This window comes from Terrilactibacillus laevilacticus (assembly GCF_006517395.1).
GTDB lineage: Bacteria > Bacillota > Bacilli > Bacillales > Sporolactobacillaceae > Terrilactibacillus > Terrilactibacillus laevilacticus.
In genome coordinates this window covers 355,417-372,546 of record NZ_VDCY01000001.1, presented here as the reverse complement: position 1 = coordinate 372,546, position 17,130 = coordinate 355,417, and the positions used below count along the sequence as shown (strand labels likewise).

Genomic DNA, 17,130 nt, shown 5'->3' with positions numbered 1-17,130 from the left:
TTATTGTCTTATAAACCTAAGCGCACCCGTTTCGTCCATCTTTTGCAATTCTTTCTTTTTTTTGTTTATCTTATGACGAGAAAGCTGCGACTGCTTTAAACGTTCATATTTTTTGATTTCTGTGTTTTTTGCTTGTAAAATATCTTGAAATTTTTCTAAACGTTGCTTCACTTCTTCATACTGTTTTGTTTGTTCTTGAATCTTCCTATCAAATAAATCAATCGTATCTAATTCATGTGTGATCTGATGAATGGAAATAGATTCGTTGAATTTTTCTTGCAAACAAGATTGAATGGTATTCTTTTTTTCTATTAATTGAAATAAGCGATGCGCTAATTGCTCAAATAATTGATAAACAGCTTGATATTCTATTTCTAACTGACTTTTTTCGCTTTCTGCTAAATTCAAAATCCTCTCTAAAGAAAACTCAAATGCCATTTATACCACCCTCTCAAAATTGGTATATCAACTGAGATATAGACTCTTGTTGTGGACTGGATTCTGTCTCATCCTGTTTTAAAAATTGTAGGATCGAAGGATAATATTTCACAGCATCATCAATTTCCTTTGAGGTTCCAGCTTTATAAGCTCCAATCTGAATGAGATCTTCTGAATCGACATATTTAGCTAGTAACGACCGAAATCGATTTGCCGCCATCCGATGATCTTGATCTACTATACCGCTCATCACGCGGCTTACACTTTTCAAAAGATTAATGGCAGGATATTGTCCTTTTTGAGCTAAAGCTCTATCAAGAACAATATGACCATCTAAAATCCCTCTTGCGGTGTCAGAGATCGGTTCATCTAAATCATCGCCATCAACAAGTACCGTATAAAAAGCTGTAATTGATCCATTTTGATCTGTTCCCGTACGTTCTAATAACTGTGGGAGCAGAGCAAATACAGATGGTGGATAGCCTTTTGTCGTTGGCGGTTCACCTACTGCAAGACCAATTTCACGCTGGGCCATAGCCACCCTTGTTAAAGAATCCATCATCATCAAGACACTTTTACCTTGCGCTCGAAAATATTCTGCGATCGCGGTAGCTGTCATCGCACCTTTTATTCGTTTGAGTGCTGGCTGATCACTCGTTGCCACAATGACAATTGATCTTGCCATCCCTTCTTTTCCAAGGTCCTTTTCTAGAAATTCCCGAACCTCACGACCTCGTTCTCCAATAAGTGCAATGACATTCAAGTCTGCCGATGTGTTCCGAGCAATCATTCCCATTAACGTACTCTTTCCTACACCACTACCAGCAAATATTCCAACCCGTTGCCCTTTTCCTACTGTTAGAAGAGCATCAATCGATTTAACCCCAAGTTCGAGTTTTTCAGTAATTCTCGGCCGAGATAATGGATCGGGTGGTGATTGACTTGTCTGTACCTGGTCAAATCCACTCGGAATTTGAAAACCATCTAAAGGATGACCAAGACTATCACATACATGACCGATTAATTTCTCACTCACTTTTATTTGTAGAGGTTTTCCTGTCGTTTCAACTAGACTTCCTGGTGCAATTTGTGTGACATCTGTATAAGGCATAAGTAAAATATTTTCATCTCGAAAACCTACAACTTCAGCATTAATTTTCTTATGGCTTTTTTTAATTGTTATGATACATACATCACCGATGGACGAAGCAGGTCCCTTAGATTCAATCAATAACCCAACCACTCTTGTAATTTTTCCAAAGCGTCGATACGGATCGATGGTATTAATCTGATCTGTTAAATACGCCAAGTTCATTGGCTTTCTCCTAAAATATCTAACAACTTGGATTTAATGACAGATAATTGAGTATCCACGCTTGCATCAATTTTTCCAAGAGGTGTTTCGATAACACAATCATGATCTTTCATATCCATGTCACAATGGATAAAAAGTTGAGATTGGTTCATGTACGTCTGTAATTCATCAAAACAATCGTTTAAATATTCAAACCACGTTGGAGATACTGTGAGATGGATCTCATCCTGATCTTTTACTTCATTTATAGCTGCTTTGACGAGACTGATCCAGTTTTCTTTCCCACTCTCTAATGACGTAGAAATAATTTTTTCTGCAATTTGTATTGATAAAAGAATGATGTCAGGTTCCGCTTTTGATAGGATCTTTTGATACGTATGATTGGCTTTAACGATGATGTTGTCTGCCTCTTTTAATTTGTCTAAATAAGCCTCATATCCTTCTGACTCACCTTTTGAAAAACCATCTTCATAACCTTCTTTTCTTTTTTCTAGAACCTGTTGCTCACAGTATGCTTTGAAGTGTAATTCCTCTTGTTTTCTCTCTTCCAAAAGTTGTTCACTTATTCTTTTGGCTTGTGTGAGAATTTCATCAGCCTTTTGCTGTGCTTGTTGGATCATGTTTTCAGTAGTCAGATCTGCACTAGTTTGTTTATTTTCTTCGAGTTTTATCGTTTCAAGCTTAATAATTTTTTTCTTTTCTCTATGAAAAGGCGACTTAATGACATTAGACAATAATATCATCTCCCCCGCCACGTGCGATCACTATTTCGCCGGCATCTTCAAGTTTTCGAATGATATTAACGATCCGTGTTTGTGCTTCTTCCACATCTCGTAATCTAACTGGACCCATGAATTCCATTTCTTCACGGAAAGTTTCAGCCATTCTCTCAGACATATTCGAGAATAAGACTTTTCTCACTTCTTCACTGGCTGTCTTCAATGCAAGGACAAGATCTTCATTATCGGTTTCTCTAATGATTCGTTGTATAGCACGATCATCAAGGACAATAATGTCCTCAAAGACAAACATACGATTTTTTATCTCATCCGCTAAATCAGGATCCTGTAAATTTAGGTTATCTAAAATATTTCTCTCAGTTGTACGATCAACACCATTTAAAACATCAACGATAGCGGCAATTCCACCTGTTTGCGTATAATCCTGAGTGACCGCCGTTGCCGAGAGTTTCTTTTCTAATACACGTTCCACTTGACTGATCACTTCAGGTGAAGTGCGATCCATTGTTGCGATTCTTTTTGCTACGTCTGCTTGACGTTCTTGAGGGAGTGCTGACAGAATTTGGGCTGCTTGATCTGGATTTAGATAAGACAGGACTAAAGCAATCGTCTGTGGATGCTCTTGCTGAATAAAATTCAAAATTTGATGAGCATCTGTCTTTCTCATAAAGTCAAAAGGTTTAACTTGAAGTGTCGATGTTAAGCGATTGATAACATCTATGGCCGCTTCAGGACCAATGGCTTTCTCTAATATTTTTTTAGCGTAGCCAATTCCACCTTGTGATATATATTCTTGTGCCATGGCTGTTTGAAAAAACTCATCAACCACTTGGGCCTTTATATCCTTATCAATCGTTCTCACTTGCGATATTTCTAAGGTTAAGTCTTCCATTTCCTGATCGGTTAAGTGTTTGAAAATTTGACTAGAGACCTCGGCACCTAATGTAATTAATAAAATAGCCGCCTTTTGTCGTCCTGTTAACTCTTTATGCTTCACCTGTCAGCCCTCCTTAATCTTCAGAAAGCCAGCTTCTAAGTAATTTAACAAATTCAGTTGGATTCTGATTTGCCATCTGTTCCAATTGACGGTATTTATTTTTCTCTGGAGAATCTGATTCGATCGCTTCTTCAAGGTTTGCGACTCTTGGATTTGTAATAGATTGATCGTTAATCTCATCTTCTTGATCCTTATTTCTTTTTCTCAATAACAAAATGATGAGCAAGATAATGATGGCAAGCAAAATACCACCAGTAATATAAAACCAAAGATTCGATTGCTTTGGAATCTGTGTGGTGTTTGTTTTCCCATTAAACTTGCCGACAGAAACCACAGACTTTTGACTAATTGTGGCTGGATCTAATTCAGCTCCTTGGCTGTCTGTTAATGAGGTTTTAATAATTGTGTTTAAAATTTGTTTTATGTCATTAACACTCTGTGCAGATAAAGAAGAAGGTTGATTTGGTTTAGGTGGCTCAACCATGACCTGAATACCAAGGTCCTTAATTGTATAAGGGCTATTAACAATCGTTCGATGAATGCGATTAAATTCATTATTAACTCGTTCTTCGACTTTTTTATAATTACCATTAGAATTCGTGTTTCCTTGATATGTCGTTACGTCTTGATTTCCCGTTCCTACCTGTCCACCAGCACCGTTGCCAGAATACGTTTCTGTAATTTTTTCGGAAGATACTTGAAGACCGTCCATTGTCTGTTTATCAACAGGCTCAACCAATTCCTCAGTTGATTTTTGCTTTGTAAAGTCAAGTGCTGTGCTCACATTGACTACAACTTTATCATTACCCATCATCATTCCAAGCATTTGACTTACCTTTTGTTGGATTCCTCTTTCAATATCCTGTTTTATTTGGCGTTGTTGATCATATTGAGCTAACGTGGATCCATCACCAGAAGATCCGTCAAATGTTTTTTTGTCATAATAGTTAAAGTATTGATCAGTGATGACGATATTATCTTCAGGGAGGTTAGGAACGCTTTTTGATACTAAATGATATAGCCCTTGAACTTGATTATCAGAAAGTTGATAACCCGGATCTAAGTTTAGAACAATTGAAGCTGATGCTTTACTTGCATCAGCATCCTGACCAACCCAAACGTTGCTATCAGGTAAGTTGATCATCACTTTGGCAGATTTAACACCTTTCGTCTGGGTGATTAAATGGGCGAGTTCCGTTTGCATGGCAGCACGTTCTAATACGTCGAATTCTTTATCTGTCATGCCAAAGCTGGCATTTTTCCCAAAAAAAGAATAGTCAATTTCACCAGATTTAGGTATACCTTGTGATGCTAATTCTACTTTTAAACGATCTACTTCTTCTTTCGGAACACTAATGGTTGTACCCCCATTAGATAGCTGATAAGGTACTTTTTTACTGTCCAGCGTTTCTTTAATTTGCCCAGCTTCATCAGCGGATAAATTACTATACAACGGGGTATAGTGTTTTACTGACATTAACATTGATATAACAATCGTAAGGATAATAACAAAAAGAAAGGAGCCAATCATCCAACTCTTTTGTTTTTTGCTTGTACCCTGCCACTTTTCTTTTATTAGCTTAAATAGGTTTAATGCTTTTTCTTTCATTGCTACCTCCATATCATGCTATCAAGTCGAGTTGGCAGGTTTATCATACTTGCATTCTCATAATTTCTTGATAAGCATCAATGGCTTTGTTTCTAAATTGCGTGGCTGTCTGCATAAGGACATCCGATTTAGTCAGAGAGATCATGACATTATGTAGATCTTGATTTTTACCTGAGATAAGATCTGTGACTGCTTGATCCGATTCCTTCTGGGATTCATTCAGAGCATTGATGGCTTTGTCGAATATGTTTGAAAAAGAGCTTGATGTTTTGCTAACCGACGAATCTGTTTTTGAAGAAGTAATGACATTCTGAAGTCCCTTCATATTAATGGCTGATATATCCACCGTTTAATCACCTACTTTCCGATCTCAAGTGCTTTTGTAAGCATACTTTTATTAGCATTCATGACGGTCACATTAGCCTCATAAGACCTTTGTGAATTCATTAAATCTACCATTTCTTTCAATGGATCTACATTGGGTGTTCTGACATACCCGTTATTATCAGCGTCTGGATGATACGGTTCATAGGTCATGTTAAAAGGGGTTTGATCCTCCGTAATTTCTGTAACCTTAACTCCACTTCCCGCAGAAGACCCTACAGCTTGATTTAAAAAAGATTGAAAAGGGCTATTTGCCGGTGACATTTCCACAATTTTTCGCCGGTAAGGCTGCCATTGTCCATTCACTTGCTTATCCCTTGTGGTATCAGCGTTGGCAATATTAGAAGAAATAACATCCATACGTAGCCTTTGAGCCGTTAATCCAGAAGCAGAGATATTCAACCCATCAAACATCCCCATTCTAGTTTCCTCCTAATACAGTTTTAATTTGATTAAATTTGTGATTAATAGCTGTTTCTAGAGCCTGGTAATAAATTTGATTTTGAGCCAATGTCGTCATTTGAGCATCAATGTCAACATTATTTCCATTACTTTGAATAGCACCAACCGTACTGTTTACTATACGATAATCTGCATGATCACCTGAAAATGAAAGATGCCGTGATTCCGTTTTTTTTGCCTGTATAGCGCGATCAAGTTCATCTTGGAAAACAACTTGCTTCGCCCTATAATTTGGAGTATCGACATTCGAAACATTCTGAGCTGTTACATTTTGGATCGCAATGGAACGGTTCATCGCATTTTCTAATTTTGGTATCAATGTATTTGAGAAAATATCCATTACGAACCTCCTAATACTACAAGTCTATAACATTATTTTAACAATAATTCGCGCTTTGTCTACGTATTTCCACTAAATTCTACATTTTGCTCATAATAAAATTCTATCGAATTAGGTATAAAGATCTATTTTTATATCATATATATTTCTAATTTGTCAATAGACATTACTCCTTTTTATCATGGCATTTATTTTACAAAAGTGTAACACCCATCGGTAAAGGAACATATCCTCTAATTCTCTTTTTTTACACCAAAAAAGGTCCATCCGCTATTACGGATAGACCCTTTAGAATTTCGGTTTGGCTTATTCACCTTTTATACGATTTAACTCAAATAAAAATTTGTCATTTAAAACTTTAATATATGTTCCTTTCATCCCAAGAGATCGAGATTCGATGACACCCGCACTTTCAAGTTTTCTCAAAGCGTTTACGATAACAGAACGAGTAATACCTACTCGGTCAGCTATTTTACTTGCGACAAGTAGACCTTCTTTGCCATCTAATTCTTCAAAAATATGTTCGATAGCTTCTAATTCACTATAAGATAATGAACTTATTGCCATTTGAACAATCGCTTTTTCACGAGCTTCTTCTTCAATTTCTTCGGTTTTTTCTCGAAGAATTTCCATACCTACAACGGTTGCTCCATATTCAGCTAGAATTAAATCTTCATCTGTGAATTCTTTAGAAATTCGTGAAAGCACTAATGTACCAAGACGTTCTCCACCACCAACGATTGGGACTATTGTCGTCAAACCATTAGAAAATAAATCTTTGTTTTCTGTCGGAAAAGCAGTAAACGGACTATTTACATCAAGGTTTGAAGAAGTTTCTGTTATCGTAAATAAACTTTGTGTATACTCTTCTGGAAATTGTTTGCTTTCAAACATGTTTTTCACACGATCATTTTCAATTTCTAGTTTTAAAGATAGACCTAAAAGTTTACCACGGCGACTGACGACAAAAGTGTTTGTTTCAATAATATCTCTTAAAGTTTCAGCCATTTCATTAAAGTTAACTGGAGTTTTTGCTCCTTGAAGCATATTATTGATCTTTCTTGTTTTTTCTAATAATGACATAAATTACTTCCTCCTGATATTGGTTATTAAACCGTTGACAATTCTAAAAATCAACTTAGATTAGCATCGTTCATATAGGTATAGCTTAGAACGACAAACACAAGATTTTCTATAAGAATTGAAGGCTTTAAATTGATATAAAAAATGGAATTATAAAATGTATTGACTCAAATCCCTATTTTTTACAATGTTAGATAATTTTTCTTCGACATACTCTGGTGTAATCGTTATTTCCTCTAAAGTTATTTCTGGTGCTTCAAAAGATAAGTCTTCCAGCAACTTCTCTAAAATGGTATGTAACCGTCTTGCACCAATATTTTCCGTCTCTTGATTCACTTCATAAGCAATGGAAGCGAGCTTATGAATAGCTTCGTCAGAAAATTTAATATTCATACCTTCAGTTTTTAATAATGCTTGATATTGTTTTAATAACGCATTATTGGGTTCAACCAAAATATTGACAAAATCATCAACAGACAAGCTGGATAATTCAACACGTATTGGGAACCGTCCCTGAAGTTCTGGAATCAGATCAGATGGTTTAGATAGATGAAAAGCTCCCGCTGCAATAAATAGAATATAGTCAGTCTTAACAGCGCCATATTTCGTCATCACGGTAGAACCTTCAACGATCGGAAGAATGTCTCTTTGAACGCCTTCTCTTGAGACATCACCTGAATTTTGACCTTTACTGGTAATTTTATCTATTTCGTCGATAAAAATGATACCCGTTTCCTCGGCTCTTGTAACAGCCTCTTGTGTCACTTCGTCCATATCGATGAGCTTTAAGGCCGCATCTTGAGTTAAAACTTTTCTTGCTTCACTTACAGTTAGTTTTCTTTTTTTCTTTTTCTTTGGCACGACACTGCTTAACATGTCCTGAAAGTTAATACCCGCTTGTTCCATACCCGAGTTTTGAAAGATGTCAAACATGCCACTCGTCTGAGTTTCTTCTACCTCAATGGTAACCAAATGATCTTCTAGTTCTCCAAGTTCTAGAAGTCTAGCTGTTTGTCTTCGCTTTTCTTTTATTGAGTCCGTTATTTCTTCTTCCGTTTCTTGTTCAGATTTTTGGCCACTAAACAACATTTCTAATGGATTCTTTGCCTGGGTCGTTTTTTGTTTCCCAGGTACAAGCAACTTAACAAGCTCTTTATTAGCCGCATCTTTTGCTTTCGATTGAACGTTTGCCATTTTTTCTTCTTTAACTAATCGGATTGCTGTTTCTACGAGATCCCTGACCATCGATTCAACATCCCTACCAACGTACCCGACTTCTGTAAATTTTGTGGCTTCCAACTTAACAAATGGGGCAGCGACTAACTTGGCTAAACGTCTAGCAATCTCAGTTTTTCCAACCCCTGTAGGTCCTATCATGAGGATATTTTTAGGAACAATTTCTTCACGCATTTTGTCATCTAACAGAGTTCGGCGATAGCGATTCCTTAATGCAACTGCTACGGCTCGTTTTGCCTTATCTTGACCGATAATAAATTGATCCAATTTCTGAACAATTTGCTTAGGTGTCAATGATGATGCCATCGGAAATCCTCCTTATTTATAACTCTTCGACAATAATATGATCATTTGTAAACACACAGATTTCGCCTGCTATGCGCAAGGCTTCTTTAGCAATCTCGCTCGCTGTCAAATCCTCTCCACCATAACTCTTAAGCGCTCTTCCTGCAGCAAGGGCATAGTTACCACCTGAACCAATGGCGAGTATTCCATCATCAGGTTCAATGACTTCCCCTGTACCTGAAATGAGTAACAAATCCTTCTTATCCATAACAATTAACATGGCCTCAAGCTGTCGTAACATCTTATCGTTTCGCCATTCCTTGGCTAACTCTACGGCTGCTCTTTGTAAGTTCCCATTGTATTCTTCTAGTCGGCCTTCAAACTTCTCATATAAAGTAAAGGCATCAGCTACAGATCCAGCAAATCCTGCAATAACTCGCCCGTTGTATAGTTTACGCACTTTTTTTGCAGAATGTTTCATAATAACAGATTGACCAAGAGTAACCTGTCCATCACCTGCCATTGCACTTGTGCCTTTATACTGAATCGCAAAGATTGTCGTTGCATGAAATGTTTCCAAGTCTCCATCCTCCTTACCACTTAAGATCAATCATAACCGTGTCATTAAACATCCAAACACATCAATGGTCAATGCCTTAGCTAAAATATAAATTAACTAATTCTCGGGCCAAAGATACGTATGGTTAAAAATATTCTTTTTATTCGTCATTATGCGATCTATTACTTTGACTCTCCTAAAGCGAAAGAAAACAAGTCGAAGACAGGCTCTGTCGGACCATGTTATATTGGCCAAAAAAATTTCAAAACATAAAATACGGTGTTTTAATGGAAAACGCATTCAAACATATCCTTTATCAGATAAAATTTAATTTAAGAGACATAGATATATAAAAGCAGCACAAACGTAAGAATCATCAATGAACAAAAGTAGATCTTGTTTCACCAATGTTCTAACCTGACTGCTTTTGCTTGCCACTCTTTATCGCTATTTTCGCTTTATCCGTTTCTCACTCATAGATCAATAAAATGTGTTTATGTTTTGAATATCCTAAATATTATCACAACAATAACAAGTTAGCAACTCTGTTTACATTTTTGTAACAAAATTCTGAATTGTATCAAGTGCCCTTTTTGCGTGCTGAGCATTTCTTTCTCTTTTATTTCGGATTTTTTCAGGTAACACCGGAAATAATCCAAAGTTGGCATTCATTGGTTGAAAGTTCTTTGCATTTGCCGTTGTTATATAGTGAGCCATACTACCAATGGCCGTTTCCTCTGGGAAAGTCACTGGATCTTTTCCTAGAGCAATTCTTGCAGCATTTATGCCAGCAACAAGGCCAGATGCTGCTGATTCTACATATCCCTCTACTCCAGTCATTTGTCCAGCAAAAAATAGATTTTCCCTCTCTCTGTATTGATAAGTTGGTTTTAACAATTTAGGAGAATTAATAAACGTATTTCTATGCATAACGCCATATCTTACTATATTGGCATCTTCTAATCCAGGAATAAGACGAATAACTTCTTTTTGTGCGCCCCACTTTAGATGCGTTTGGAAACCTACAATATTGTATAAGGTTCCCGAAGCGTTATCTTGCCTTAATTGAACAACCGCAAATGGACGCTTACCTGTCTTTGGATCTTCAAGGCCTACAGGTTTCATTGGACCGAATAACATCGTTTTTTTCCCGCGTTTAGCCATTACTTCGATTGGCATACATCCTTCAAAGAAAATTTCTTTTTCAAAACTCTTGAGTGGTACCGTTTCTGCTTGGATTAACGTTTCATAAAAGCGGTCAAATTGCTCCTCTGTCATGGGACAATTTAAATAAGCCGCCTCTCCTTTATCATATCGAGATTTAAGATAAACAATATCTCGGTTAATACTATCGATTTCAATAATGGGAGCTGCAGCATCAAAAAAGTAGAAATAATCTTCTCCCGTTAGATCTGATAAAGCATCACTTAATTCTTTTGAAGTTAATGGTCCGGTTGCTACGATCGTTGGTCCATCAGGTATACTTGTGACCTCTGCATTAACAATTTCTATTAATGGATGATTTTTAATCGCTTGCGTCACTCGATCGCTAAACTCATGACGATCGACGGCAAGAGCACCCCCAGCAGGCACGCTGCAAGCATCTGCTGCGGATAAAATAAGCGAATCCAAGCGGCGCATTTCCTCTTTTAATACGCCGACAGCATTTGTTAAATCATTTGACCTGAGAGAATTGGTACAGACCAACTCTGCAAATTTGTCAGTATGATGTGCAGGGGTTTGTTTTACGGGACGCATTTCGTAAAGTTTAACAGGTACCCCACGCTTTGCAAGTTGAAAAGCCGCTTCGCTTCCTGCAAGTCCCGCGCCAATAACATGAACAGCTTGTACAGACATTGTTTTCTCCTTTATTTCTAATTCGTTTGATCTTCTTTATAGTCACAATGTGAACATTGAACAACTTTTCCCTTTTTAAGTTTTTTCTCAACGAGAAATTCTCCACATTTTGGACAGGACCTTTGAATGGGCTTATCCCAAGAAACAAAATCACATTCTGGATAATGATCACAGCCATAAAAGATTCGTCGTTTTTTACTTCTACGTTCAACAATTTCACCTTCATGACATTTTGGACATTCAACTCCCATTTTCTTCAAAATAGGTTTTGTGTTCCGGCAATCTGGAAAATTAGAACATGCTAAAAACTTCCCATATCGACCCATCTTATAAACCATTTCATGGCCACAATTTTCACATTGGATTCCAGCTGGTTCATCTTTTATTTCGACTTCTCTCATTTCTTTTTCAGCGACCTCTAATCGAGATTCAAAGTCTTTGTAGAAGTCAGAAATAACATCGATCCAATTGATGTCTCCACCTTCGACAGCGTCAAGATTATCTTCCATCTTGACCGTGAAATCAACATCAATAATTTCCGGAAAAAATTCAACAATAAGTTCTAGAACGACTTCGCCCAATTCTGTAGGAACAAATTTTCGATCATCTAATGTTACGTAACCACGCCGTTGTATCGTGTCAATGGTGGGTGCATAAGTTGACGGTCGTCCGATCCCGATTTCCTCCATTGTACGAACAAGCCTTGCTTCAGTGTAACGTGGTGGTGGTTGGGTAAAATGCTGTTTTGGATCGACTTTTTCTTTCTTAACCATCATGCCATCTGTTAGTTCAGGCAAAAAACGATCATCGTCATTTTTTGAACTATCATCATTTCCCTCTATATAAATTTTCATAAAACCAGGAAATTTAATCTTCGATCCTGTCGCACGAAAAGTGCAATCCGCATGGACAAGATCTGCTCTAACTGTATCCATAACAGCCGGTGCCATTTGACTTGCAATAAATCTCTCCCAAATTAACTTATATAATTTAAATTGATCACGGCTTAAATATTCTTTAATGGCTTTAGGTTGTTGATTAACAGAAGTCGGTCTAATCCCTTCGTGAGCATCCTGAGTTTTTTCTGATGTTTTTTTCTTTTTGCCATTTTCTTTACCTAAGTATGATTCTCCATAATGTTCACTTATGAATTGTTTTGCTTCTGCTTTGGCAACATCTGATATACGAGTGGAGTCTGTTCTCATATAAGTAATTAAACCAGTTACTTGTTTCCCAATTTCTATACCCTCGTATAATTGCTGTGCAATCATCATCGTTTTTTTAGCTCTAAAATTTAATTTACGAGCAGCTTCTTGTTGAAGAGAAGATGTAATGAAAGGTAAAACAGGATTTCTGAGTCTTTCTTTTTTCTGTACATTTTTGACTTCAAACTCATCTGATTTTATTTTAGATAATATACTGTCCACATCATCTTTTGTTTTGAGATCGGTCTTTTTTTGGTTTAAACCATAGAAAGAAGCTTCAAATGATTCATCTCCGGTTTTAAATAGACCTTTAATTGACCAATACTCTTCAGGTTCAAAAGCTTTAATTTCATTTTCTCTTTCGATGATCATCCGAAGGGCTACGGATTGTACCCGACCTGCACTTAAACCTTTTTTAACTTTTTTCCATAACAAAGGACTAATGTTATAACCCACCAAGCGATCTAACACTCGTCTAGCTTGTTGGGCATTAACCAAATCCATATTTATTTTTCTTGGTTCTTTAAAAGCATCTTTTATCGCTTGTTTAGTAATTTCATTAAAAACAACTCGGCACTTCGATTTTTCATCAATATCTAAGCTGTGAGCCAAATGCCATGCAATCGCTTCCCCTTCGCGGTCAGGGTCAGCTGCGAGATAAACTTTCTTAGCTTTTTTGGCTGCCGTTTTTAAATCTTTTAATACAGGACCTTTACCACGAATCGTAATGTATTTAGGTTTAAAATGATCCTCTACATCAACACCCATTTGGCTTTTGGGCAAATCCCGGACATGTCCCATGGAGGCCTTAACATGGTATTTTGAGCCAAGATATCTTTCTATCGTTTTCGCTTTAGCGGGAGATTCAACGATGACAAGATAATCTACCAAAAAATTCTCCCCCTTTCTCTAATTAATAAATCCTCACTAATCTTAATGACTGTATGATTATTTGTCAAACATGATGCGTTAAAAATATTCATTCTTTAAGAGGATGTTCAAAAAGTCACCAAATGATAAGCTACGAATCTCGGCGCCCGTTTGTTTTTCCGGTCCTCATGTAGTAAAACCTACATTCCGGTCCTCAAAACAGCGCCGCCTTGATCTTCTTGCTTCTAATTTGTCGCCTTATTGAAAACGCACTTTAATCAATATATTCCTTTATTAAGGAAAAAAATGTCGTTTTTAAGTTGCTTTTTATCCGATTGGATTTAATGATGAACGGATAGAAAAAGCCAACCCAATTTTATCTTAATTATGGTGATCCTAGCAGTCAGTAATCATAGCATAAGAAATGAAAAAAATCAAAAAATTAATGGTAAGCCTGAACCAATCGAACCTTTACGGGCAGTTGATCATCTCCTATCTTCTTTGAATACTCGGAATCTCGAGGTGGGGATCTTTACTGCCCGTTAAGGTGGGATAAAACTTTCTTGGCTAAATATAAAACATTGTTCTATTCTAATTTAGTCAATTGCGATTTCAGATAGAATATCATCACTATCCATCACTAGTTTAGCCCCCTGTTGAATTAATTTATTCGTTCCTCTTGCGTTCGGTTCTAATATTGAGCCTGGAATGGCTAAAACCTCACGTCCTTGTTCTAACGCTTGATCTGCCGTTATTAAAGAACCACTTCTCTCTTTTGCTTCGACAATGATCGTCGCTTTTGAAAGCCCGCTAATGATTCGGTTTCTTTCTGGAAATTGCCATTTTCTTGGGTACCTAGAGGGAGGATATTCACTGATTACGACATGTTTTCTCGCTATTTCTTCAAATAAAGAGTGATTTTGAGAGGGGTATGGATGATATAGACCGGATCCGAGTACAGCTATTGTTTTGGATTTCAGTCCAATATGGTGAGCAAGTGTATCAACTCCGATGGCTAGTCCACTAACAATCGTCCATTTTTCTTTAACTAAAGGCAGTAAAACTTTTTCCATACATTTTTTTGCATAACTACTTGGGTGTCTTGTACCTACAACACTTAACAATTTATGATCATTTAACAAAGAGCGAGAACCTTTGACATATAAGATGATGGGAGGATCAAATATTTTTTTTAACAAGAATGGGTAATCATCATCGAGAATCGTCACGATTTGAATTTGGTTGTTTTGGTATTCCTTCTCCATATCATTTATTGATGGTCTTTCAAGTTCGGTTTTAAATTGAGCAAAACGTTGTTGACTTAACCTTAATATTGTCTTGATTTCGTGATCAGACCAAGTAATGATAGGGCCTAGATTATCCCAATTGAATAGAATTTTACGTAGCATAAGGTTGGTAACAGAATGGCAATGATGAAGATAAATCAACCATGATCGTTTATCCAAAGACATCTTCCTTTCATACTTAATGCTTTCTTTTGGATTTAAAATAAAAAAGTTATGCCAAAGCTTAAAAATCAGCGCTATTGACTTTTGGCTCATTCGTGACATTTTAATTAAAAAAACTTGTATTGATCGTTTACATAGCGAGAATGAAAAATTTCTTCTATTATAAAGGTTGTTCAAAGAGTCACCAAATGATAACTTGCGAATCTCGGCGCCCTCTTGTTTTTCCGGTCCTCATGTAGCGGATACAAGAGGATCGCTGGCTAAAATCGCTCACGCTGGCGCCTGAAGCTACCACAACGCGAGGAATGCTGGTTCTAAGAAAACTTGCCCGCTCTTAGCCTTCCGACGCCCAGGACGGGCTAGTACTGGCGTTTCTTGCAGGATGCCAGCGTATTTAGCCAGTAACCCTTTTCATTTGTCACCTTTTTGAACACGCACTTATATAAACATTTGACGCAAAGTGATGATCTCCCTTAAATAAATGTGATCATTTTATGACTTTTTTAATTTAATATCTTGGTCAAGGTGATAGATCATGCGGAAAATCTCTGAAACAGCTTCATATAGCTCTTTCGGTATCATGTCATTCATGTTAAGTTCTGATAATAAGGCTACCAAATTTTCATCCTCTTGGATGGGTATGTCGTGCTCCTTAGCTACTCGAATAATTTGTTCTGCTACATGATCAGTCCCTTTTGCCGTCACAACGGGGCTATCTGTTTGATCTTTCTGATACCGAAGTGCAATCGCTTTTTTAGAATTTTCTTGATGGCTATTTTCCATAATTATATTTTCACATCCATTTTATAATCAGATGGCGGGAGATGGTGATCAACCTTTTCTTTTAGATAAGAATCAATGTGTTCAATGGCTGTAAGTGAAACGAGCTGATAATTTAATTTTTGAAGTCGTTCTTTTAGTCCACTCTCGTATTGTTTAAGATATCCCTTTATTAATGGGTCGTCATTTTGTACTTGAATAGTCAATGAACGATGCTGAATTCGAATATGGACGAGTGTTTCTTTCAATGTCTCTAATTTTAATGAAAGAATGATGCGGCAATCGTCTGCATCTAATCCCTTCCCTTGCCTCTTCCCTTCCCAATAGACTTTGATTGTCTCAATTTGCCCATGACTAGGCCATGGAAGCTGAGTCACAAATTGCAGTAGTGCTGGATCAGATGAGATCAACTGGATTTGTTGTCCTGTGATATTTTGTAGTAATTCGTTAGCTTGCCGTTTTATGACACTCGGAGTCTCATGATCTTGGATTAATCTTAGAGCACCTTCTTTTAAAGAATCATTTAAGATCATCTTCTCCTCTGATAACAAACTCTGACAAAGATCATGTTCATGATGTAATCCAAGTAATTTCAGTTGTTGGATAATGCTAACAGTGTCATAATTCTTCAGTCCACCATTCGAGAGCATATATTGTTTTAATTCCTTAATCTCTTCCGTATTTAATTGTTCTTTAATAAAGTCGGATAGATGATCGATTAAGATAGTCGGTTTTTTCCCTAAGTTTGAAAGAAAGTGAGAAATGACATCCTGATTTCCCTTATTCTTAAAAAAAGATTGTAATAAGTATCGCTTTATCTCCAGATGTTCAGGTTGTTTTATCTCCTTAAAAAATTGATCGTCTGATATCCTATTTTTATTCGAATCTAAAAGCGTATTAAAAACACCTCTAAAATGTTCCATCGACGTTGACTGTGATGTCTCTTGATCAATTAAGGCGATGATATTTTTAACTGTTTCTATTCCATAATGCTCTGATCCTGAATATTTAAGAGCTTGAAAAAAAGACGCTTCAAGAGGAATTTTTCTATTATTCATAAACTGTATGGTTTTTAGGTCATTTAGCGTCGACTTTTTTGGGAGAAGAGAATACACTGTCTCAAGGAACGATTTAGATAAAGCCTGTTGATTAAGAAAGAAGTGAACAATTTGTCTCATTTTTTGATTATTACGGAGATGAAAGGCCCTAAGGAGATCAGAAACCATTTTTTGATCGGATTTTTCATTATTAAGTGAAGCTGATCCCCCTATAACATGTAAAATATGAGGATCTTTATTCTGTTTCACTTGGAATAGATATTCATTTCCGATCTTAATCTCGGTATCGACTTTAGCAACCATTCGTTTTTCACCAATGTCAATGATGGCTCTTCGGTCAGGAAGAACTTCACTAATTTTGCCTTTTAATATTTGCTCAGGTTGATATGTACCAATGATTTGGCTTTGATTAACCGCATATGGTTGTATATTCATACCCTCAC

The 17,130-nt window shown here is 36.7% G+C and carries 16 protein-coding genes; all 16 read right to left on the bottom strand.

The features are described from left to right. The 16 genes from fliJ to FG390_RS01565 all read right to left on the bottom strand — a co-directional run bounded on the left by fliJ (position 1) and on the right by FG390_RS01565 (position 17,122). Positions 1–438: a flagellar export protein FliJ gene (fliJ, locus tag FG390_RS01640; RefSeq protein WP_141189270.1), complete on the bottom strand. Its 438-nt coding sequence runs from the start codon at positions 436–438 to the stop codon at positions 1–3. A 13-nt stretch (positions 439–451) separates the two neighbouring features. Continuing rightward, positions 452–1,753, bottom strand: coding sequence for a flagellar protein export ATPase FliI (fliI, locus tag FG390_RS01635; protein WP_141189269.1), 1,302 nt, complete (start codon positions 1,751–1,753; stop codon positions 452–454). After that, positions 1,750–2,487 carry a flagellar assembly protein FliH gene (fliH, locus tag FG390_RS01630; protein ID WP_181406321.1) on the bottom strand — a complete coding sequence of 246 codons (738 nt, stop codon included), beginning with the start codon at positions 2,485–2,487 and terminating at the stop codon, positions 1,750–1,752. Before fliH ends, fliI begins: the two co-directional genes overlap by 4 nt. Continuing rightward, complete coding sequence (gene fliG / locus FG390_RS01625) at positions 2,480–3,490, bottom strand: flagellar motor switch protein FliG (RefSeq protein WP_141189267.1); 1,011 nt, start codon at positions 3,488–3,490, stop codon at positions 2,480–2,482. Before fliG ends, fliH begins: the two co-directional genes overlap by 8 nt. A gap of 13 nt (positions 3,491–3,503) precedes the next feature. Continuing rightward, positions 3,504–5,099: a flagellar basal-body MS-ring/collar protein FliF gene (fliF, locus tag FG390_RS01620; RefSeq protein WP_141189266.1), complete on the bottom strand. Its 1,596-nt coding sequence runs from the start codon at positions 5,097–5,099 to the stop codon at positions 3,504–3,506. 43 nt (positions 5,100–5,142) lie between these two features. Continuing rightward, entirely contained in the window at positions 5,143–5,445 is a 303-nt protein-coding gene (gene fliE, locus FG390_RS01615) for a flagellar hook-basal body complex protein FliE (RefSeq protein ID WP_246092621.1), read from the bottom strand. A gap of 11 nt (positions 5,446–5,456) precedes the next feature. Next, positions 5,457–5,903, bottom strand: coding sequence for a flagellar basal body rod protein FlgC (gene flgC, locus FG390_RS01610; RefSeq protein ID WP_141189265.1), 447 nt, complete (start codon positions 5,901–5,903; stop codon positions 5,457–5,459). A gap of 1 nt (position 5,904) precedes the next feature. Then, positions 5,905–6,285 carry a flagellar basal body rod protein FlgB gene (gene flgB, locus FG390_RS01605; protein WP_141189264.1) on the bottom strand — a complete coding sequence of 127 codons (381 nt, stop codon included), beginning with the start codon at positions 6,283–6,285 and terminating at the stop codon, positions 5,905–5,907. A 306-nt stretch (positions 6,286–6,591) separates the two neighbouring features. Continuing rightward, positions 6,592–7,368 (bottom strand): GTP-sensing pleiotropic transcriptional regulator CodY, encoded by a 777-nt coding sequence (codY, locus tag FG390_RS01600; RefSeq protein ID WP_141189263.1) that lies wholly within the window; start codon positions 7,366–7,368, stop codon positions 6,592–6,594. A 150-nt stretch (positions 7,369–7,518) separates the two neighbouring features. Beyond that, positions 7,519–8,910 (bottom strand): ATP-dependent protease ATPase subunit HslU, encoded by a 1,392-nt coding sequence (gene hslU, locus FG390_RS01595; protein WP_141189262.1) that lies wholly within the window; start codon positions 8,908–8,910, stop codon positions 7,519–7,521. A gap of 16 nt (positions 8,911–8,926) precedes the next feature. Then, the gene (gene hslV / locus FG390_RS01590) at positions 8,927–9,469 is read right to left on the bottom strand and encodes an ATP-dependent protease subunit HslV (RefSeq protein ID WP_141189261.1); all 543 of its coding nucleotides are present in this window, start codon (positions 9,467–9,469) and stop codon (positions 8,927–8,929) included. A gap of 528 nt (positions 9,470–9,997) precedes the next feature. Continuing rightward, the gene (gene trmFO / locus FG390_RS01585) at positions 9,998–11,305 is read right to left on the bottom strand and encodes an FADH(2)-oxidizing methylenetetrahydrofolate--tRNA-(uracil(54)-C(5))-methyltransferase TrmFO (RefSeq protein ID WP_141189260.1); all 1,308 of its coding nucleotides are present in this window, start codon (positions 11,303–11,305) and stop codon (positions 9,998–10,000) included. Between the two features lie 17 nt (positions 11,306–11,322). After that, a complete protein-coding gene (topA, locus tag FG390_RS01580) occupies positions 11,323–13,401 on the bottom strand; it encodes a type I DNA topoisomerase (RefSeq protein WP_141189259.1) in 2,079 nt (692 codons plus the stop codon). A gap of 575 nt (positions 13,402–13,976) precedes the next feature. Beyond that, a complete protein-coding gene (gene dprA, locus FG390_RS01575; protein WP_141189258.1) occupies positions 13,977–14,846 on the bottom strand; it encodes a DNA-processing protein DprA in 870 nt (289 codons plus the stop codon). A gap of 495 nt (positions 14,847–15,341) precedes the next feature. Next, complete coding sequence (locus tag FG390_RS01570; protein ID WP_141189257.1) at positions 15,342–15,632, bottom strand: EscU/YscU/HrcU family type III secretion system export apparatus switch protein; 291 nt, start codon at positions 15,630–15,632, stop codon at positions 15,342–15,344. Positions 15,633–15,634: 2 nt separating this feature from the next. After that, entirely contained in the window at positions 15,635–17,122 is a 1,488-nt protein-coding gene (locus tag FG390_RS01565; protein ID WP_141189256.1) for a hypothetical protein, read from the bottom strand. Between the last annotated feature and the right edge of the window lie 8 nt (positions 17,123–17,130).